The sequence below is a fragment of the Halobacillus sp. BAB-2008 genome (genome assembly GCF_000328325.1).
Classification (GTDB): domain Bacteria; phylum Bacillota; class Bacilli; order Bacillales; family Halobacillaceae; genus Halobacillus.
This window is the reverse complement of the sequence record NZ_ANPF01000006.1, coordinates 20,968-36,337: the sequence shown is the minus strand read 5'-3', so window position 1 is coordinate 36,337 and position 15,370 is coordinate 20,968. Positions and strand designations below refer to the sequence as shown.

Sequence of the window (15,370 nt, the reverse complement as noted above, 5' to 3'; positions counted from 1 at the left end):
TTTTATTAGGTAAAATTTACTCTTAAAAACTTTCATTTTAGGACAAAAATACTGAAAGCGTTTTATTATCTATTACCATACACTTCCTAACTCTTTCCATGTGATCAAAGAATGACAGCTGTTTTTAAAAGAGGTAACATAAGTAAAAGAAAGAAATATATACCTTAATAAGATTAAACATAGATAAAGGAGATACATATGTCCCAAAAAATTATTAATAACTTAAGAGCCTGGAAATACGTAGAATTTTTGGAGCCTATAGAGATAGATACGAAAAGAAACGATATAGACATAATCGATATAAGAGATGACCACTCCCTTCCATGGAAGTCGGATGACTATCAAGAGGACGATACCTACACATTTATACATAGATTATTTATTGGTGTATTCGATATAAAGGAAGAACTGAAATTTGCCAAAGAAGCCTTTGGAGAAGAGGAACTGCACCCTAATCTCCATGCAAATAATGCAAAAAGCGCCCTGGCTGTCATTGAAGTGAACAGCAAAGGCGCGTTTATTGATGACAGTCTTTTTCTGCCTACTATGCCGTTTGGTATAAGCAAAATAAAGGATAAAAAACATAACGAGGATTGGTCTAAGGCATTCACTCAGTACAAAGAAGAAATGCAGCATATAGCAGCTAAACATCTCAAGGGAACTTTGGATGGCAATGCATTGAATCAATTTTTACAATCCCTGCAGAATACACTGAGCTGGAAACCGGAGTTATACCACCTCCCTCTCCGTACGCACACAGTTAAGGTGAAGAAAGAAAAAAAGAATCCAGAAGATCATAGTAATGATTTTGATCCACTACTGAACAGTTTTTTCATTCATGACTTGGAAGCTGTTGAAGAGGATTATAAAAAGGGAAGTGTAGGGAACGCCCTCCACCAATACATGTCAGGAGCGTCGGACTTACTAGACATCGATGATGACCGGGAGACGATTGAGAAGGTGTTGTCCCCGGAACACATTCCGCTTGCTAAATGGCCGGATAAAGACGAACACCATCTGAGCTTGATGCAGCAATTCGCTGTAAACAGCATGTTCATGGAAGACTCCCCACATCAGAACTTATACACCGTAAATGGACCGCCGGGAACGGGAAAGACGACGCTGCTTAAAGACGTCATGGCTGAAAATGTGTTCAGGCGCGCGAGCAAAATGGTCCAATTTAAAAACCCAGAGGATGCTTTCACGAGAGTCAAGGCAGTAAAACCAAACGATAACTTCATTGTCCATGTCCAGCAGATCGATGAATCCCTCACAGGATACGGCATGGTGGTCGCATCCTCCAATAATACAGCGGTCCAAAACATTTCCGAGGACTTGCCGAATATGGGGAGCATTGATGAAAAATACCAGGATCACCCTGGTGCAAGCTACTTCCGAAAAGTCATCAATGGCGAGGATAGGGAAGCTCCAGACCATTGGGGGTTCTTTTCCGGTGTACTAGGAAACAGTAAAAACAGATCCACCTTCGCCGAAAATTACATATGGCCGAAATCGAATGATAAAGATGAGCAAATCAACTTTCCTTTCCATCATTTTTTGGAGGACCGATCAGTAACAATTGCAGATTGGGAAAAAGCTAAGGTACGTTTCCAAAACGCGTGGGAAAAAGCTAAAAAGGAGCAAAAACAAGCGATAGAGGCTAAAGACAGAGTCACATCCATCCTAAAAGCAAAAGCTTTGAAAGAAAAAGAAAATCAAAACATAAAAGAATTGGAGACCACTTTACTCGAACACCAAAAGGAACAGATGCAGTCCAAGGAAACACTAGAATCCTTATTATCCGAAATTGAAGAACAGGAAGAATTGAAAAAGGAATTGGATTCCTTCACCTTCTCTTGGTGGGATAAATTGTTCCGAACTTCTAAGGTGAAAGAAAATGCAGAACGCAAAAATGTAATTACTGAAAGACTGTATAAATGTAAAGAGGAAAAATTAAAGCTTAATAAAACCATTAAACAAAGAAAAGCAGAAATTTCGTCCCTTGAGAAAGAAATTGAAAGCAGCAATCAGGAGCTTAAACAGGCAGAAGAACAATTATATGCTTATTATCAAGAGGAACATTTTCAAGAGCGAACCATCATGGATGATAGCTTTTGGACAAGGAGTCATGAGGAGAAACAAAAGAGTTCTCCATGGATGACGATTAAATTTGCTAAGGCTCGTGCTAACTTATTTTTGGAAGCTATGCATATCCACGAAACGTTCTTATGCTGCGCTAATAAGAAGGCAAAAAATTGTATATCCGGATATTCCAACTTGAAAGAAATCAGCACTCGTCATCCAGAACTGGTTAAACCGATCTGGGAATCTTTCTTCCTCTTCGTCCCTGTCATTTCAACCGCCTTCGCATCACTCGGCACGATGTTCCGCGGACTGGGGAAAGAAGAGCTGGACTGGCTGTTCATAGACGAAGCCGGGCAGGCCACTCCACAAATGGCTGTTGGCGGGATATGGAGATCGAAGCATACCGTTGCGGTCGGCGACCCTAAGCAGATCGAGCCGGTCGTCACAATGCCAGCTTCTCTATTTGATGATCTAGCGAAACACTTCCAGGTCCCCGATTCCCGCCTGTCGCCGCTTGCGTCTGTCCAAAGCGTTGCCGACCTTGGAAACCCGTACGGAAAGAATCTGGACGGTACATGGATCGGTAGCCCCCTGTGGGTGCACCGCCGCTGCGTAGAACCGATGTTCACTATCGCCAACAAAGCCGCATACGAGGAGAAGATGGTGCTGGCAACGATAGCGAAGCAGTCCTCTCCTCCTCACGTGACAAGTGATTGGATACAAGTAAAAGGCCAAGTAGAAGACCAACAATACGTTCCTGCTCAAGGGGAAAAGGTGCTCGAAACGCTCCATTCCATAGTCGAACAAAACGGTGGAAAGCTGCCTGACCTATACATCATCTCGCCATTCAAACGAGTTGCTGACAAAGTTAAAGCTCTCCTTCGAGAGGAATGGAATATCACAGGTGTAACGAAAAAAGAACGAAACACATGGATCCGTAACTCTGTCGGAACCGTACACACGTTCCAAGGAAAAGAAGCAGAAACGGTTCTTTTCTGCCTGGGTGTCGATTCTACGAAACGAGGGGCTGCCGAATGGGCTACCAGCAAACCGAACATCATCAACGTCGCTGCCACCAGAGCGAAGCGCCGGTTTTATGTGATAGGAGATAAAGAGATTTGGGCAGACCTGTCGTACATGGACATTGTTCGAAATGAAATTAACAAGCATAAAGAGAGCAGGATAGAAAGCAGCAGCTGAATACAAAAAAAGGCGGGGAGTAATTATCCCCGCCTTTTTTAATTGTCCTCTTAATAGAATTTAATAGCTTTTAAAGAAAGGCGATTCCAAAGAGAAGGACCTACTCAACACTATCAGCATCCTGTCCTGCTCCCACTTATTTGTGACCAAAATATGACAACTCATCCCCACTTGTGAAAAACTTCACAAATATCCATTGTCATCATTCAAAAACTATTGCATACTATAATTGTGAAATGATTCACAAATAAACACAACCATACGGGAGGAATCCATAATGACAAGAGAAAACGTGAACCGGGTAGCTTTGATCGGAGCAGGATCAGTAGGAAGCAGTTACGCTTTTGCGATGCTGAACCAGGCGATTGCAGAGGAATTCGTGATCATTGATTTGAACGAAGACAAGGCGATGGGTGATGCGATGGACTTGAACCACGGCAAGGTGTTCGCGCCGAATCCGACGAAGACGTGGTACGGCACGTATGCGGATTGTAAGGATGCCGATATCGTCTGCATCTGTGCCGGAGCGAACCAGAAGCCCGGCGAGACGCGGCTCGATTTGGTGAAGAAGAATCTCGCTATCTTCCAATCTATTGTCGATGATGTGATGGCGAGCGGCTTTGACGGCATCTTCCTCGTTGCGACGAACCCGGTCGACATTCTTACGTATGCGACCTGGAAGTTCAGCGGTCTGCCGCAGAACCGCGTGATCGGCAGCGGAACGATCCTCGATTCCGGCCGGTTCCGTTATCTCTTGGGCGAATATTTCGACGTCACTCCGCAGAACGTCCACGCCAACATCATCGGCGAACACGGCGACACCGAGCTTCCGGTCTGGAGCCATGCGACGATCGGCGGCGTGCCTGTGATGGAGTGGGTGGAACGCGATCCCCGTTACCATAAAGAAGACTTGGAGGAGATTTTCCTCAACGTCCGTGACGCGGCGTACCAGATCATCGAGAAAAAAGGCGCGACCTACTACGGCATCGCGATGGGACTGGCGCGGATTACGAAAGCGATCCTGAACAACGAGAACAGCATCCTTACCGTCAGCGCCCCGCTTGCCGGAGAATACGGCCTGGAAGACGTCTACATCGGTGTACCTGCCGTCGTGAACCGGACCGGCATCCGAAACGTCGTTGAACTGAACCTGAACGAAACCGAACAGAAACAGCTTCACCACAGCGCCGGCGTTCTTAAAGCAATCCTCGGCGAACATTTCAAGGCGGCAACGAGACCATAAGGAAAGAAGGCTTCTGTCATGTGGTTACAACAGTACGATCCGTTCGGAAACACATGGGTGAGCGCGCTCGTCGCCGCTCTCCCGATCCTTTTCTTCTTTCTCGCATTGACGATTTTCAAAATGAAGGGCGTGCTTGCGGCGTTCCTGACGCTTGCCCTCAGCATTATTCTGTCGGTCGTTTTCTTTGATATGCCCGTTTCCAACGCGGTCGCATCCGCCATTGCCGGCATAGCGAAGGGCTTGTGGCCGATCGGCTATATCGTCATCATGGCCGTCTGGCTGTATAAAATCGCCGTCGATACCGGTAAGTTCACCATCATCCGCGCAAGCATCGCGAGCATCTCGGAAGACCAGCGGCTCCAGCTCCTGTTGATCGGCTTCAGCTTCAATGCCTTTCTCGAAGGAGCCGCCGGATTCGGCGTACCGATTGCGATCAGTGCCGCCCTGCTCGTCGAGCTCGGGTTCCGTCCGCTGAAAGCAGCCGCGCTCTGTCTGGTCGCCAACGCCGCATCCGGTGCCTTCGGCGCCATCGGAATTCCCGTCATCGTCGGTGCCCAGATGGGGAACCTCGAGACGATGGAGCTGTCCCGGATGCTCGCTTACATATTGCCGTTGATTTCCTTTGCCATCCCGTTCCTGCTCGTTTTCCTTTTGAGCGGATTCAAGGGCATCAAGGAAACGCTGCCCGCCCTGTTCGTCGTGAGCGGCCTTTATACCGGCGTCCAGCTCTTCACGATCCTCTTCCTTGGGCCGGAGCTTGCGAACATTCTCGCCGCTCTCGCCAGCATGGCCGGACTTGCGTTGTTCTTGAGAAAATGGCAGCCGAAGACAATCCACCGCGAAGAAGGCGCTCCCGCCGTCGATGCCGGCACGACCTACCGGATCGGCGACATCATCCGGGCGTGGTCCCCGTTCTACATTTTGACCGCGGCAATCACGCTCTGGAGCCTGCCTGCGTTCCAAAGCCTGTTTGAAAAAGGCGGACCGCTTGCTGCAACGACGCGGAGCCTCGAGATTCCTTTTCTTCACGAGGAAATCCTGCAAGCTCCCCCGATCGTTCCGGAAACGAGCGCCCTTGCCGCCGTCTTCGAACTCGACCTAGTCGCTGCGACCGGAACGGCGATACTGGCCGCCGTCCTTGTCACCGGCTGGACGAGTACGACGATCACGCTCCCTGAAGGAATGCAGGCATTGAAACGGACGGTCCGTGAACTGTGGCTTCCTGTACTGACGATCTGCTTCGTCATGGGATTCGCCAACGTCTCGAACTTCGCAGGACTGAGCTCCTCCATCGGGCTCGCCTTAGCGGAGACCGGCGGCTTCTTCCCGTTCGTGAGCCCCGTCCTCGGCTGGCTCGGCGTCTTCATCACCGGATCCGTCGTCAGCAACAACGCCCTGTTCGGCAACCTCCAGGTCGTCACCGCCGGACAAATCATGACCGATCCCGGCCTCCTGCTTGCCGCGAATACCGCAGGCGGCGTCATGGCGAAGCTGATTTCTCCACAGTCGATCGCCATCGCGACCGCTGCCGTCAAAGAGACCGGTCAGGAATCCAACCTGTTCCGAATGACGCTGAAATACAGCCTTGCCCTGCTTGCCGTCGTCTGCGTCCTGACTTATGGACTATCGCTTTTATAAAAAAGAAGGGCTCCCTGTTATTAGGGGAGTCCTTCCTTTTTACTCAGAAACTATGTAATTAGCTAAGGGAAATTTCAGCACAGGGCGGAGGGACATGGGCAGATTCCGGCCGCCCCGCGGAAAGCGTCCCATGTCCCGGAGCCAGCTCTCTCTCCAACTATAATTCTTAAACACACTTCAAGATTCCCTTTTAATCTGGGAGTCCCTCTTTCTTCTGTACGCCTTCCCCCGTCAACAGCACGATCACATTCAGGATCAACAGGTAAAAAGGATAGCCAAGCAGCCCGCCGATGACGAAGAAGCCCATCCCAGGGTTCGGCGCCTCCCCCGGGTCCGTAATCGGGAACGAAACCGAAAACAGATAGGCGAACAGCACGAAATAGGGAATCCAAGTGAGAGCCGTCCACACATTTGCCTTCCTTCTCTCCATCCGCTTCCTCATGAACCAGTAGAGAAGAACCGTTCCGGCAAGCACGGTCACACCCATGGCCACACCAAAGACCAGCACCGTCCGGTCCAACCCCCATCCCGTCAACCGGCTGATCCGATAGACATTCAGCATCAATTCAAGAGGGATCAGTGCGAGAAGGGCGGCGAGGATGCTTGCGGTATTCAGCTTCCATAGATAATTCATGCCAATCGCCCCTACACAGGACTTTCGGCATTTTTATAGTAGACGAGGTGATCCGTCCACGCATCGTTTTCAAAGAGGAACCCTTTGCGGATGCACTCATACTCGATGCCGCAGCTCTCGGCAAGCTTCACAGATGCGGCATTGTCCAGGTTTATGTGGGCTTCGATCCGGTGGAAATCCAACCGGCGGAAGGCGATCCGGAGCGCTTCCTTCACCGCTTCCCCGCCGTAGCCGTTCCGCCAGTACTGATTATGTATCGTGTAGCCGATCCGCCCCCACTGGAAGGAATCTCTTGCAAGCGTAGAGAAATCGACCATGCCAAGATGCGCACCGTCGGCTTTTCGGAACACAGCGAAAACAAACGCCGTATCCGTCCGTGCCAGCTCCTGATGTCTCTCTACCAATTGGCAGAACCATTCCCTCGTACATTCGCGCATGTCGAGCCTCCCTGGGTCATGGACATGCTTCGATGCGCCCCGGCTCTCAAACCCATCCAGCCAGTTCCCGTAATCCTCTTCCTCCAACGGCCGGATGACCAAACGCTCCGTTTCCGACCTGCACTCGAACTTCTCTGTTTCCAACAGCACAGCGACCACTCCTTTTTCAGGAACTTTCTTACAGCGCCCATTATCCCTCTTTTTGTTCCGGGCGAAAAGGTGTCACTCCGATTCGGTAGACAAACCTTCCACGGTGGAAGACACGATTTGTTCTTCCCGTTTCCCGGCCACCTCGTACTTGATCCGGATGTTCCGAATCATTTTTTCATACTACTCCCCCTCCATCATTTCGCCTGATTTTCCTCATCCATTTTGATTGCCCTTTTAAACTTGTCCACAGTGAAAAGCCACATACAGTTGACGACGATCAAGTAAATGGCGATGATCGATAAAGTATCCGGGATCGACGCTCCCACCGAATTTCCACGCATGTACGAAATGACGGAACAGCCGATGAAATAGAGCAGTGGAGTCCCCACATGAAAGACCGCAAAGATCAGCTTCATTGGATTCTTCAATGGACTCCCTCCCCTGTTACGGCGCGTGTTCAACGCCGTCTTCTACGTACGATTCCAGCACCACTTTCCCCTTACTTCTGTAATAATAATAGGTTTTCTCATCATCCTTCAGGCGGACACTGACCATCCAATTCTTATCGCCCCGAAGATTGGCTATAAACGGCTCACTGGAAACAATGTCGCTCTCCTTCAGATGTTTCTCTGTCGTCAAATACTCCACAACCCGCTGTTCCACGCCTGCCTTTTTGTATTGGACGTATCCGAACCCGATTCCGATGATAAGCAGTACACTGAACACGATCGCAACCGATTTTTTCATGGCAGCCTCCTAAGAAAACACACTATGCATATTTTACCAGACAGCAATAAAAAGAAGAATAGTATAGGAAGGAATTAGATTTTCAATATTCTCTATTTTGATACTTTTCACAGCCCTATTGTTTATTCCGAAAACCTTTGCTAGAATTCAGAAATCAACTTCATACGATCCTTATATATCTATGGAAATATGGTCCATAAGTTTCTACCCGGCAGCCGTAAAATGCCGGACTATAAGGAAGGTTAGAACGCCCCATGTGACTTTTTACAATAATGGAGGTGCATTCTCTTCTTTCTTTATAGATGGAGAGGATGCACCTTTTTTTGTTGTTTGAAAAGGTCAGACGTCTAACGATAGCAAGGGTCTATGAAGCCACTTTAAGGAGGCTCTCATGCATATTTTCTATGGCATTTTATCACTCATTGGATTACTGTTTCTGGCTTGGCTTCTGAGCACAAACAAAAAAGCCATCAAATGGCGCACGATCGTTACAGGTGTTGCGCTGGAAGGACTCTTCGTCTACTTCATGCTCAACGTTCCCCTCGGCAGCTGGATTTTGGAGAAAGCCGCTCAGGGCGTACAGCACGTACTGAACTACAGCCAGGAGGGAATCGATTTCCTATTCGGCGGTTTCTTTGCAGAAGGAACCTCTGTCGGATTTGTTTTTGCGATTCAGGTATTATCGGTCATCATTTTCATCTCGGCCTTTGTATCCGCTCTGTATTATTTACGGATCATCCCTTTCGTCGTCCGCGGACTCGGTTGGGTCGTCGGCAAAATCTTCGGTACGACGAGGGTCGAATCCTTTAACACCGTCGGCAATACCATGCTTGGGGTTGCCGAATCTCCCATACTCATCAAGCCTTATCTGGCCAAGCTTACCCGTTCGGAGATGTTTACGGTGATGGTGGGAGGAACGGCTTCCGCCAGTGGTGCCATCCTGTTGTCGTATGCCCAGATGGGGATCGATATCAAATATTTGCTCATATCCGTTTTCTCCGTACCTTTTGTTACGATTGTCATAGCTAAATTGATGGAACCGGAAACGGAAGAATCGATAACCAAAGAGGATGTCTCGATGGAAGAGGCGGGCCACACCAATATTTTCGAAGCCATTTCCGAGGGAGCGGTAAGCGGCGTGAAGCTTGCTGCGAATATCGGCGGTCTGCTGATTGCCTTCATCAGTATCCTGGCTCTCACCAACGGCATGCTCGGCATCATCGGACTCGATCTCGCTACCATATTCGGCTATGCCTTCTACCCTTTCGCTATCCTTGTCGGCATCCCGGTGGAAGATGCGTTCCGTGCTGCATCCATTATCGGAACAAAGCTTACCGCTAATGAATTGATCGCCTTCCAGGACGTATTGAAAATCCAGGAGCAGCTGCAGCCACAGACCGTCGCAATCCTGTCCGTTGCGTTGTGCAACTTCGCGAACCTCTCTACAATCGGACAATTGATCGTCGGACTCGGATCCTTGGCTCCGTCCAAGAAAAAACAAATCGCATCGCTTAGTTTCAAAGCGATTATCGCCGGTACGATGGCAAGCTTTATCACAGCTATCTTTGTGAATATGTTTATTTAAAAAGTATGTAAGAGGATACATGTATAGAAAGAGCGCGCAAAATGATCCACACATTTTGCGCGCTCTTTTTCATTATTCATTCACTTCCCCTGCCTGACCTTATACCAGCCCGACACGACGTCCCAAACCAATCCGACAGCCATGAAGACGACGATCCACATCGTCAGCTGTTCCCAAATGATTTCTACCGTGTCATAGGCCTCACTGCCGGCGGCAAAATATTCCGTCTGTGCGAGCTGCTGCATGAAGTCCGGATTCCAGAAGGTCGGACCGTTGATCAGAAGCAGAAGCACCCCGAACGATAATACATTGACGACGGCGGTATAGATGACCAGCTGGACCGTCCACCTGCCGTAGATGAGCTTCAGGCATTCTTTGATGATGCCGAATCCGAAGATCAGGAAGAGAAACAGATACGCGTTCCAATTCCCCGTATTCAGAAACGGCACGACGCCGTTGAAGCCGTCGCCTTTAAAGATCCAGATGCCGAAGTATTCATTGGAGAAGGCGAAGAGGGCCAGCAGGAACATGTAGAAGGCGATGCTGAAAATCGTCTCCCCGCGCTTGATCTGCCTTTTCTTCTCCGGGACGGGCGGCAGCTTGGAAGGCTTCCAATCCTTCCCGCCGTAAAGATCGATCGAATCCGACGCTCCCGCATAGCCGACGATCGCAAAGCCGATCGTCGTCCAGCCAAGGGCCGTCGGCAGTCCGGTGACGAGCGAAACGATACACCCGACGAAGTGGTCGATAACGCGGGTCGGATCGACGACTACCTGGCCGAGGAAAGAGATAATAATGGTCGCCGCCGTCGCAATCAGGGCGATTTTCAATACAAGAATATAAGAATCATAGAGCTCCGGACCAATCACATAATTCTTCGTTCCTCTGTATTTCTGCGCCAACTCCCTTGGGCTCCCCATCTCGATCAGCACCGCTTCGATATCCTCTTCCGTGACATCCCTTTCTCCGGCGCGGTCGTCGAGCATATCCTCGATCAAGGTCCGAAGCTCAAGGGCGATATCCTCCCGCTGCGACTCGGGCAGCTTCTGGGTGACGGCATAAATGTACCGGTCCACCATCTCCATCCTTTTCTCCTCCTTCATTCTCCCATGACGTCCTTCATACTGGCGGCAATCAAGCGCCATTCCTCCTTGAGCAGCTCATACACCTCACTGCCGAGCGGACTCAACAGGTAATACTTCCGCGGCCGTGCCTCGCCCGTGTCCCAGCGGCTCTCAAGCAAGCCCTGCTTCTCCAGCCGGCGCAGGAGCGGATACAGCGTCCCCGGCTCGACGTGGATGCCTCTTTCCCCGAGCATCGTAACGAGCGAATAGCCGTACTGCGGTTCAGAAAGCTGACTCATCACACCGATCGTAATCGTCCCCCGCCGCAGCTCCTGCAGCAGCTTATCCAGGTGTTCTTTCGCCTTCGCATTGCTCATCTCATCAACTCCTGCTTTTATTATACTGTATGACGCACACTATTGTAAATTGCATCTTATTTTATTTTACACATCTTCATAAAAAAGAGCCTGGACCATCAAGATCCAGGCTCTTCCGTTCACGTATGCGCAAGCGTCCGCTCTTCTTCCTTCACATGATACCTGCCCTTCGGCACAATCAAGGGCGTCTGGGACACGGGGTCCGGAATCACCGAGCAGCGGAGGCCGAACACGTCCTCCACAAGCGAACTCGTAATAATCTCAGACGGCGCTCCTTCCGCAAGCAGTTCCCCGTCCCGCAGCGCGAAAATGTGATCGGCGTAGCGGGCGGCAAGATTGATGTCGTGCAGTACCATCACGATCGTCGTCCCGTGCTTCCGGTTCAGGTCCGTCAGCATATCGAGGATTTCCACCTGATAGGTAATATCGAGGAACGTCGTCGGCTCATCGAGAAAAAGGATGTCCGTTTCCTGCGTCAATGCCATTGCAATCCAGACGCGCTGGCGCTGACCGCCGGAGAGCTCGTCGATGTTCTGGTCGGCAAGCGCGGTGATGTTCATGATCTCCATTGCTTCCGCGACCGCCTCATAATCCTGCTTCGACCACCCCTTCAGGAACTTCTGATGTGGATAGCGGCCGCGGCCGACGAGGTCGGCGACGGTGATGCCTTCCGGAACGACCGGCGACTGCGGCAGGATACCGAGCACGCGGGCGAGCTCCTTCGGTGAGATCTTGCTGATCGCCTTGCCGTCGAGCGTGATGTCGCCTGCTTCCGGCTTGATCAGCTTCGCCATCGTCTTCAACAGCGTCGACTTGCCGCAGGCGTTCGCGCCGATGATGACATTGATTTTGTTCGACGGAATGGCAAGGTCGACGTCGTGGAGGATCGTACGCTCCTCGTAGCCGACGCGGATGTGATCGGTTCGGAATGTATGTGGCTTCATGACAAACTCCCCTTTCGATTCATACGGATAAGTAGATACAGGAGGAACGGAGCACCAAGAATCCCTGTGATGATGCCGACAGGGAAGCGGACGTCAAAGGCGAACTGCCCGATTAGGTCGGCTCCGAGCACGAGGTTGACGCCGACGAGCCCGGCCGGAATCACGTTCGAATAGCCGACCCCGACGAGCCGTTTCGCAATCGGTCCGGCAAGAAACGCGACGAACGAAATCGGTCCGGTCACCGACGTCGCAAGCGCCAGCATCGCGACCGAGCTGATGATCAGAAGGATCCTCGTCCGGTCCGTGTTCAATCCGAGCGACGCCGCCGACTGTTCGCCGAGCTCGAGGATGCTCAGGTGCTTCCCGAGGACGACGACGACCGGTACACAGATCAGCACCGTGATCGCAAGCGGCCCCAATTTATCCATCTGCGACCCGTTCAGGCTTCCGCTCAGCCACTGGATCGCCGTCGGTAAGTCCTGCCTGCCGCCCTTCATCAATAAATAGGAAATTGCCGAGCTCAGCATCGCCTGGATGCCGATTCCGATCAGGATCAGCCGGCCGATCGAGAACGTCCGGCCGCGGGAGAGCGCGTACATGACGACGACGGCAGTGAGACCACCGATGATCGCCGCAGCAGAAGCCGTACCCTCACTCGTCTGCAGAATCAGAATGCAGTAGACGGCAGCAACGCTCGATCCTGTCGTGATCCCGAGGATATCAGGATTGGCAAGCGGATTGCGGAGCATCGTCTGAAACGTATTGCCGGCGATCCCGAACGCAATCCCCGCAAGAAGTCCTGCAACCATCCGCGGCAGCCGGATCGTGTTCACGGCGAAATCCGCCCCGCCTGATGCGTCCCCGGACAGCGCTGCGATCACTTCCGGAATCGAGTAGACGGTATTCCCCATGACGAGCATCGTCCCGCTGAGTACCACCGCAAACAGGGCAAGGAGCCCGTTGACGATGATCCAGCGCCGGCGCCTCTTCCGCCGTCCACGTTTTATTTTTTCTATCGCTTCATTCATAGGGATCTGACCTTCATTCCTGTCGCTAAAAGGATTAAGAGCGGCGCCCCGATGAAGGCGGTAACGACACCGACTTCGAGTTCCCCGGGACTGCCGATCAGCCGTCCGCTCACGTCCGCGATCGTCAGGATGATCGCTCCTGCAACGGCGGAGAGCGGGATGATGAGCCGGAGGTCCGGCCCGAGCATTAGGCGGATGACGTGCGCCGACAACAGCCCGATGAACCCGATCGGTCCGGCAAGCGCCGTCGCTGCCCCGCATAACAGAACACCCGCGAAGGCGGCGACGATACGGAGCACGCCCGTCCGGACGCCCTGGCCGCTCGCCACCTCATCACCGAGGGCAAGAGCGTTCAGCGCCGGAGCAGACAACACCGCAAGCAAGAGACCGATCAGTAAAAAAGGAAGAAACGTACCAAGCGCACTCCAGTTGCCGGCCCCGACGCTTCCGACCTGCCAGAACCGGAACTGATCGATGACGTCGGTGCGCGGCAGCATGATCGCACTGACGAGCGACGACAGTGCGGCCGTCGTCGCCGCCCCGGCAAGGACGAGCTTGAGCGGCGTCGCTCCGCCGCGTCCCATCGAGCCGATGCCGTAGACGAACACCGCCGTCAGCATCGCGCCGACAATGGCAAGCCAGATATACTCCGACGCCGTACTAATCTGGAAGAAAGCGATGCCGCTTACGACAAACAGCGCCGCCCCCGTATTGACACCGAGGATGCTCGGGTCTGCGATCGGATTGCGCGTGACCGCCTGCATGAGCGAGCCCGATACCCCGAGCGCCGCCCCGCAGCACAGGCTGAAAAGCGTCCGCGGAATCCGCTCCTGCACGACGATTGCATCATACGAATCCGCACCTGCCTCAAACAACCCCGTCATCAAGCCCTCCCAAGGCACGACCCGCGAACCGAACGCAAGCGAAGCAAGACTGCTTACGACAAGCAGAACGAGCGACAGGACGAGAACGAGCGGTAAATACTTCGGTTGATGTATCGCCACGCCTTTTCTCACGGTCCCTCGTTACTCCTCGCTTTTACGCGCCGCTTCTGCAAGCAGCTCTAAATAATCGTCGATCGTGTAGGAAATGGAGAGCGGGCTCGGGGTCCCGGATGCCGCAAGCGGGGTCCCGTCGCCGATGAATGCGACCGCGCCGTTCTTGATTGCATCGATTTCACCGAGACGCGGATCCGCCTTGACCGCTTCATACAGCTTCTCATCCCCGTACCCGATGATGAAGTCCGCATCGTTCAACACGTCCGCATTCTCTGCACTGATCGTCAGGAAAAACTCCGAATCATCTTCGATCATGTCCTTCACACGATCCGGATACGTGAGCCCAAGCTCCTCTTCAAGGAAAGCGACCCGCGTATCTGCCGGCGTGTACAAATGAAGACTGGAGAGATCCTCCGCCGAGAAGTTCGCCCAAACGACTTTCTTCCCATCAAGCTCCGGATATCCCTTCGCCTTCTCCTCGATCAACGCTTCCGTATCCTCCACCAGCTGCTTTCCTTCCTCTTCCATACCCATCCCCTTCGCGTTCATCAGAATCTGATCACGCCAAGGCGTCGTCCACGGAGAAGACGGATACGCAACAACCGGTGCAATCTCACTCAACAAATCATAATCCTCCTGCGTGATGCCGGAGTAAGCAGCCAGAATCACATCCGGATTCGAATCCGAAATCGCCTCGAAATCAAGCCCGTCCGTATCCTGGAACACATTCGGATCCTCCACACCAAGCTCATCCAGCTTCTCCTTCGTCCATGGAAGCAGACCACTGTCATCCTGCACCCCGTAGTTCGCAGCCGAGAATCCTACCGGCTCGACACCAAGCGCAAGGGCCACGTCCTGGTTCCCCCACTGCACCGTCGCCACACGCTCCGGCTTCTCCTCGAGAACGGTTTCACCGAACGCATGCTCAATCACAATCTCCCCGTCCTTCGCATCCTCCGATCCGGAAGCCTCAGCCTCCTTCTCCTCTGAGGAAGAAGAATCACTCGCACAGCCCGCAAGCACAAACAGGAAACCCACAAACATCAACAGCAAAACATATGAAAAATTCCGTCTATTCGACATATTCGATCCCTACCTTTTCTTATAATGGTTCGATCATCGTGTAAGTTATGTATATTCGATAACGATAATCATTCTCATTTATAGTATAGGCATTTCGGAATCCTGTCAATGGACACCGGGACGAAAATCATGACGGAACAAAAAGAAACAAACACAA

14 protein-coding genes and 1 riboswitch are annotated in these 15,370 nt (G+C 51.9%); of the genes, 4 read left to right on the top strand and 10 right to left on the bottom strand.

Annotated elements, in window-relative coordinates; translation table 11 throughout:
* The first annotated feature begins 198 nt into the window (after positions 1–198).
* The 3 genes from D479_RS02270 to D479_RS02260 all read left to right on the top strand — a co-directional run bounded on the left by D479_RS02270 (position 199) and on the right by D479_RS02260 (position 6,166).
* A complete protein-coding gene (locus D479_RS02270; RefSeq protein ID WP_008633177.1) occupies positions 199–3,285 on the top strand; it encodes an AAA domain-containing protein in 3,087 nt (1,028 codons plus the stop codon).
* Positions 3,286–3,562: 277 nt separating this feature from the next.
* Entirely contained in the window at positions 3,563–4,528 is a 966-nt protein-coding gene (locus tag D479_RS02265; protein ID WP_008633175.1) for an L-lactate dehydrogenase, read from the top strand.
* A gap of 18 nt (positions 4,529–4,546) precedes the next feature.
* On the top strand, positions 4,547–6,166 hold the full coding sequence (locus D479_RS02260; RefSeq protein WP_008633173.1) for a lactate permease LctP family transporter: 1,620 nt from the start codon (positions 4,547–4,549) through the stop codon (positions 6,164–6,166).
* A gap of 190 nt (positions 6,167–6,356) precedes the next feature.
* Here the strand turns inward: D479_RS02260 and D479_RS02255 are convergent, their stop codons facing one another.
* The 4 genes from D479_RS02255 to D479_RS02240 all read right to left on the bottom strand — a co-directional run bounded on the left by D479_RS02255 (position 6,357) and on the right by D479_RS02240 (position 8,134).
* On the bottom strand, positions 6,357–6,800 hold the full coding sequence (locus tag D479_RS02255) for a hypothetical protein (protein WP_008633172.1): 444 nt from the start codon (positions 6,798–6,800) through the stop codon (positions 6,357–6,359).
* An 11-nt stretch (positions 6,801–6,811) separates the two neighbouring features.
* On the bottom strand, positions 6,812–7,387 hold the full coding sequence (locus D479_RS02250) for a GNAT family N-acetyltransferase (protein WP_008633170.1): 576 nt from the start codon (positions 7,385–7,387) through the stop codon (positions 6,812–6,814).
* A gap of 194 nt (positions 7,388–7,581) precedes the next feature.
* Positions 7,582–7,815, bottom strand: a complete 234-nt coding sequence (locus tag D479_RS02245) for a hypothetical protein (protein WP_008633167.1) — start codon at positions 7,813–7,815, stop codon at positions 7,582–7,584.
* Positions 7,816–7,831: 16 nt separating this feature from the next.
* Entirely contained in the window at positions 7,832–8,134 is a 303-nt protein-coding gene (locus tag D479_RS02240; RefSeq protein WP_008633165.1) for a DUF3139 domain-containing protein, read from the bottom strand.
* Between the two features lie 151 nt (positions 8,135–8,285).
* A riboswitch (purine riboswitch) is annotated at positions 8,286–8,387 on the top strand.
* A 138-nt stretch (positions 8,388–8,525) separates the two neighbouring features.
* Between D479_RS02240 and D479_RS02235 the strand changes: the two genes are divergently transcribed.
* Positions 8,526–9,719 carry a nucleoside transporter C-terminal domain-containing protein gene (locus D479_RS02235; protein ID WP_008633162.1) on the top strand — a complete coding sequence of 398 codons (1,194 nt, stop codon included), beginning with the start codon at positions 8,526–8,528 and terminating at the stop codon, positions 9,717–9,719.
* Positions 9,720–9,799: 80 nt separating this feature from the next.
* On the opposite strand, the gene D479_RS02230 is transcribed toward D479_RS02235, so the two are convergent.
* The 6 genes from D479_RS02230 to D479_RS02205 all read right to left on the bottom strand — a co-directional run bounded on the left by D479_RS02230 (position 9,800) and on the right by D479_RS02205 (position 15,174).
* Complete coding sequence (locus tag D479_RS02230) at positions 9,800–10,804, bottom strand: hypothetical protein (protein ID WP_008633160.1); 1,005 nt, start codon at positions 10,802–10,804, stop codon at positions 9,800–9,802.
* Between the two features lie 14 nt (positions 10,805–10,818).
* Positions 10,819–11,160, bottom strand: coding sequence for a PadR family transcriptional regulator (locus D479_RS02225; protein WP_008633158.1), 342 nt, complete (start codon positions 11,158–11,160; stop codon positions 10,819–10,821).
* A 119-nt stretch (positions 11,161–11,279) separates the two neighbouring features.
* Complete coding sequence (locus D479_RS02220) at positions 11,280–12,104, bottom strand: ABC transporter ATP-binding protein (RefSeq protein WP_008633156.1); 825 nt, start codon at positions 12,102–12,104, stop codon at positions 11,280–11,282.
* A complete protein-coding gene (locus D479_RS02215; protein WP_008633153.1) occupies positions 12,101–13,132 on the bottom strand; it encodes an iron chelate uptake ABC transporter family permease subunit in 1,032 nt (343 codons plus the stop codon). Before D479_RS02215 ends, D479_RS02220 begins: the two co-directional genes overlap by 4 nt.
* On the bottom strand, positions 13,129–14,148 hold the full coding sequence (locus D479_RS02210; protein ID WP_008633151.1) for an iron ABC transporter permease: 1,020 nt from the start codon (positions 14,146–14,148) through the stop codon (positions 13,129–13,131). The genes D479_RS02215 and D479_RS02210 overlap by 4 nt, the downstream gene beginning before the upstream one ends.
* A gap of 9 nt (positions 14,149–14,157) precedes the next feature.
* Positions 14,158–15,174, bottom strand: a complete 1,017-nt coding sequence (locus D479_RS02205; RefSeq protein ID WP_241210903.1) for an iron-siderophore ABC transporter substrate-binding protein — start codon at positions 15,172–15,174, stop codon at positions 14,158–14,160.
* Positions 15,175–15,370 lie beyond the last annotated feature (196 nt).

Excerpts from the sequence above, each read along its gene's own strand:
- D479_RS02270 (WP_008633177.1), top strand. The coding sequence starts at position 199 with ATGTCCCAAAAAATTATTAATAACTTAAGAGCCTGGAAATACGTAGAA.
- D479_RS02265 (WP_008633175.1), top strand. The coding sequence starts at position 3,563 with ATGACAAGAGAAAACGTGAACCGGGTAGCTTTGATCGGAGCAGGATCA.
- D479_RS02260 (WP_008633173.1), top strand. The coding sequence starts at position 4,547 with ATGTGGTTACAACAGTACGATCCGTTCGGAAACACATGGGTGAGCGCG.
- D479_RS02255 (WP_008633172.1), bottom strand. The coding sequence starts at position 6,800 with ATGAATTATCTATGGAAGCTGAATACCGCAAGCATCCTCGCCGCCCTT.
- D479_RS02240 (WP_008633165.1), bottom strand. The coding sequence starts at position 8,134 with ATGAAAAAATCGGTTGCGATCGTGTTCAGTGTACTGCTTATCATCGGA.
- D479_RS02235 (WP_008633162.1), top strand. The coding sequence starts at position 8,526 with ATGCATATTTTCTATGGCATTTTATCACTCATTGGATTACTGTTTCTG.
- D479_RS02230 (WP_008633160.1), bottom strand. The coding sequence starts at position 10,804 with ATGGAGATGGTGGACCGGTACATTTATGCCGTCACCCAGAAGCTGCCC.
- D479_RS02225 (WP_008633158.1), bottom strand. The coding sequence starts at position 11,160 with ATGAGCAATGCGAAGGCGAAAGAACACCTGGATAAGCTGCTGCAGGAG.
- D479_RS02220 (WP_008633156.1), bottom strand. The coding sequence starts at position 12,104 with ATGAAGCCACATACATTCCGAACCGATCACATCCGCGTCGGCTACGAG.
- D479_RS02215 (WP_008633153.1), bottom strand. The coding sequence starts at position 13,132 with ATGAATGAAGCGATAGAAAAAATAAAACGTGGACGGCGGAAGAGGCGC.
- D479_RS02205 (WP_241210903.1), bottom strand. The coding sequence starts at position 15,174 with ATGTTTGTGGGTTTCCTGTTTGTGCTTGCGGGCTGTGCGAGTGATTCT.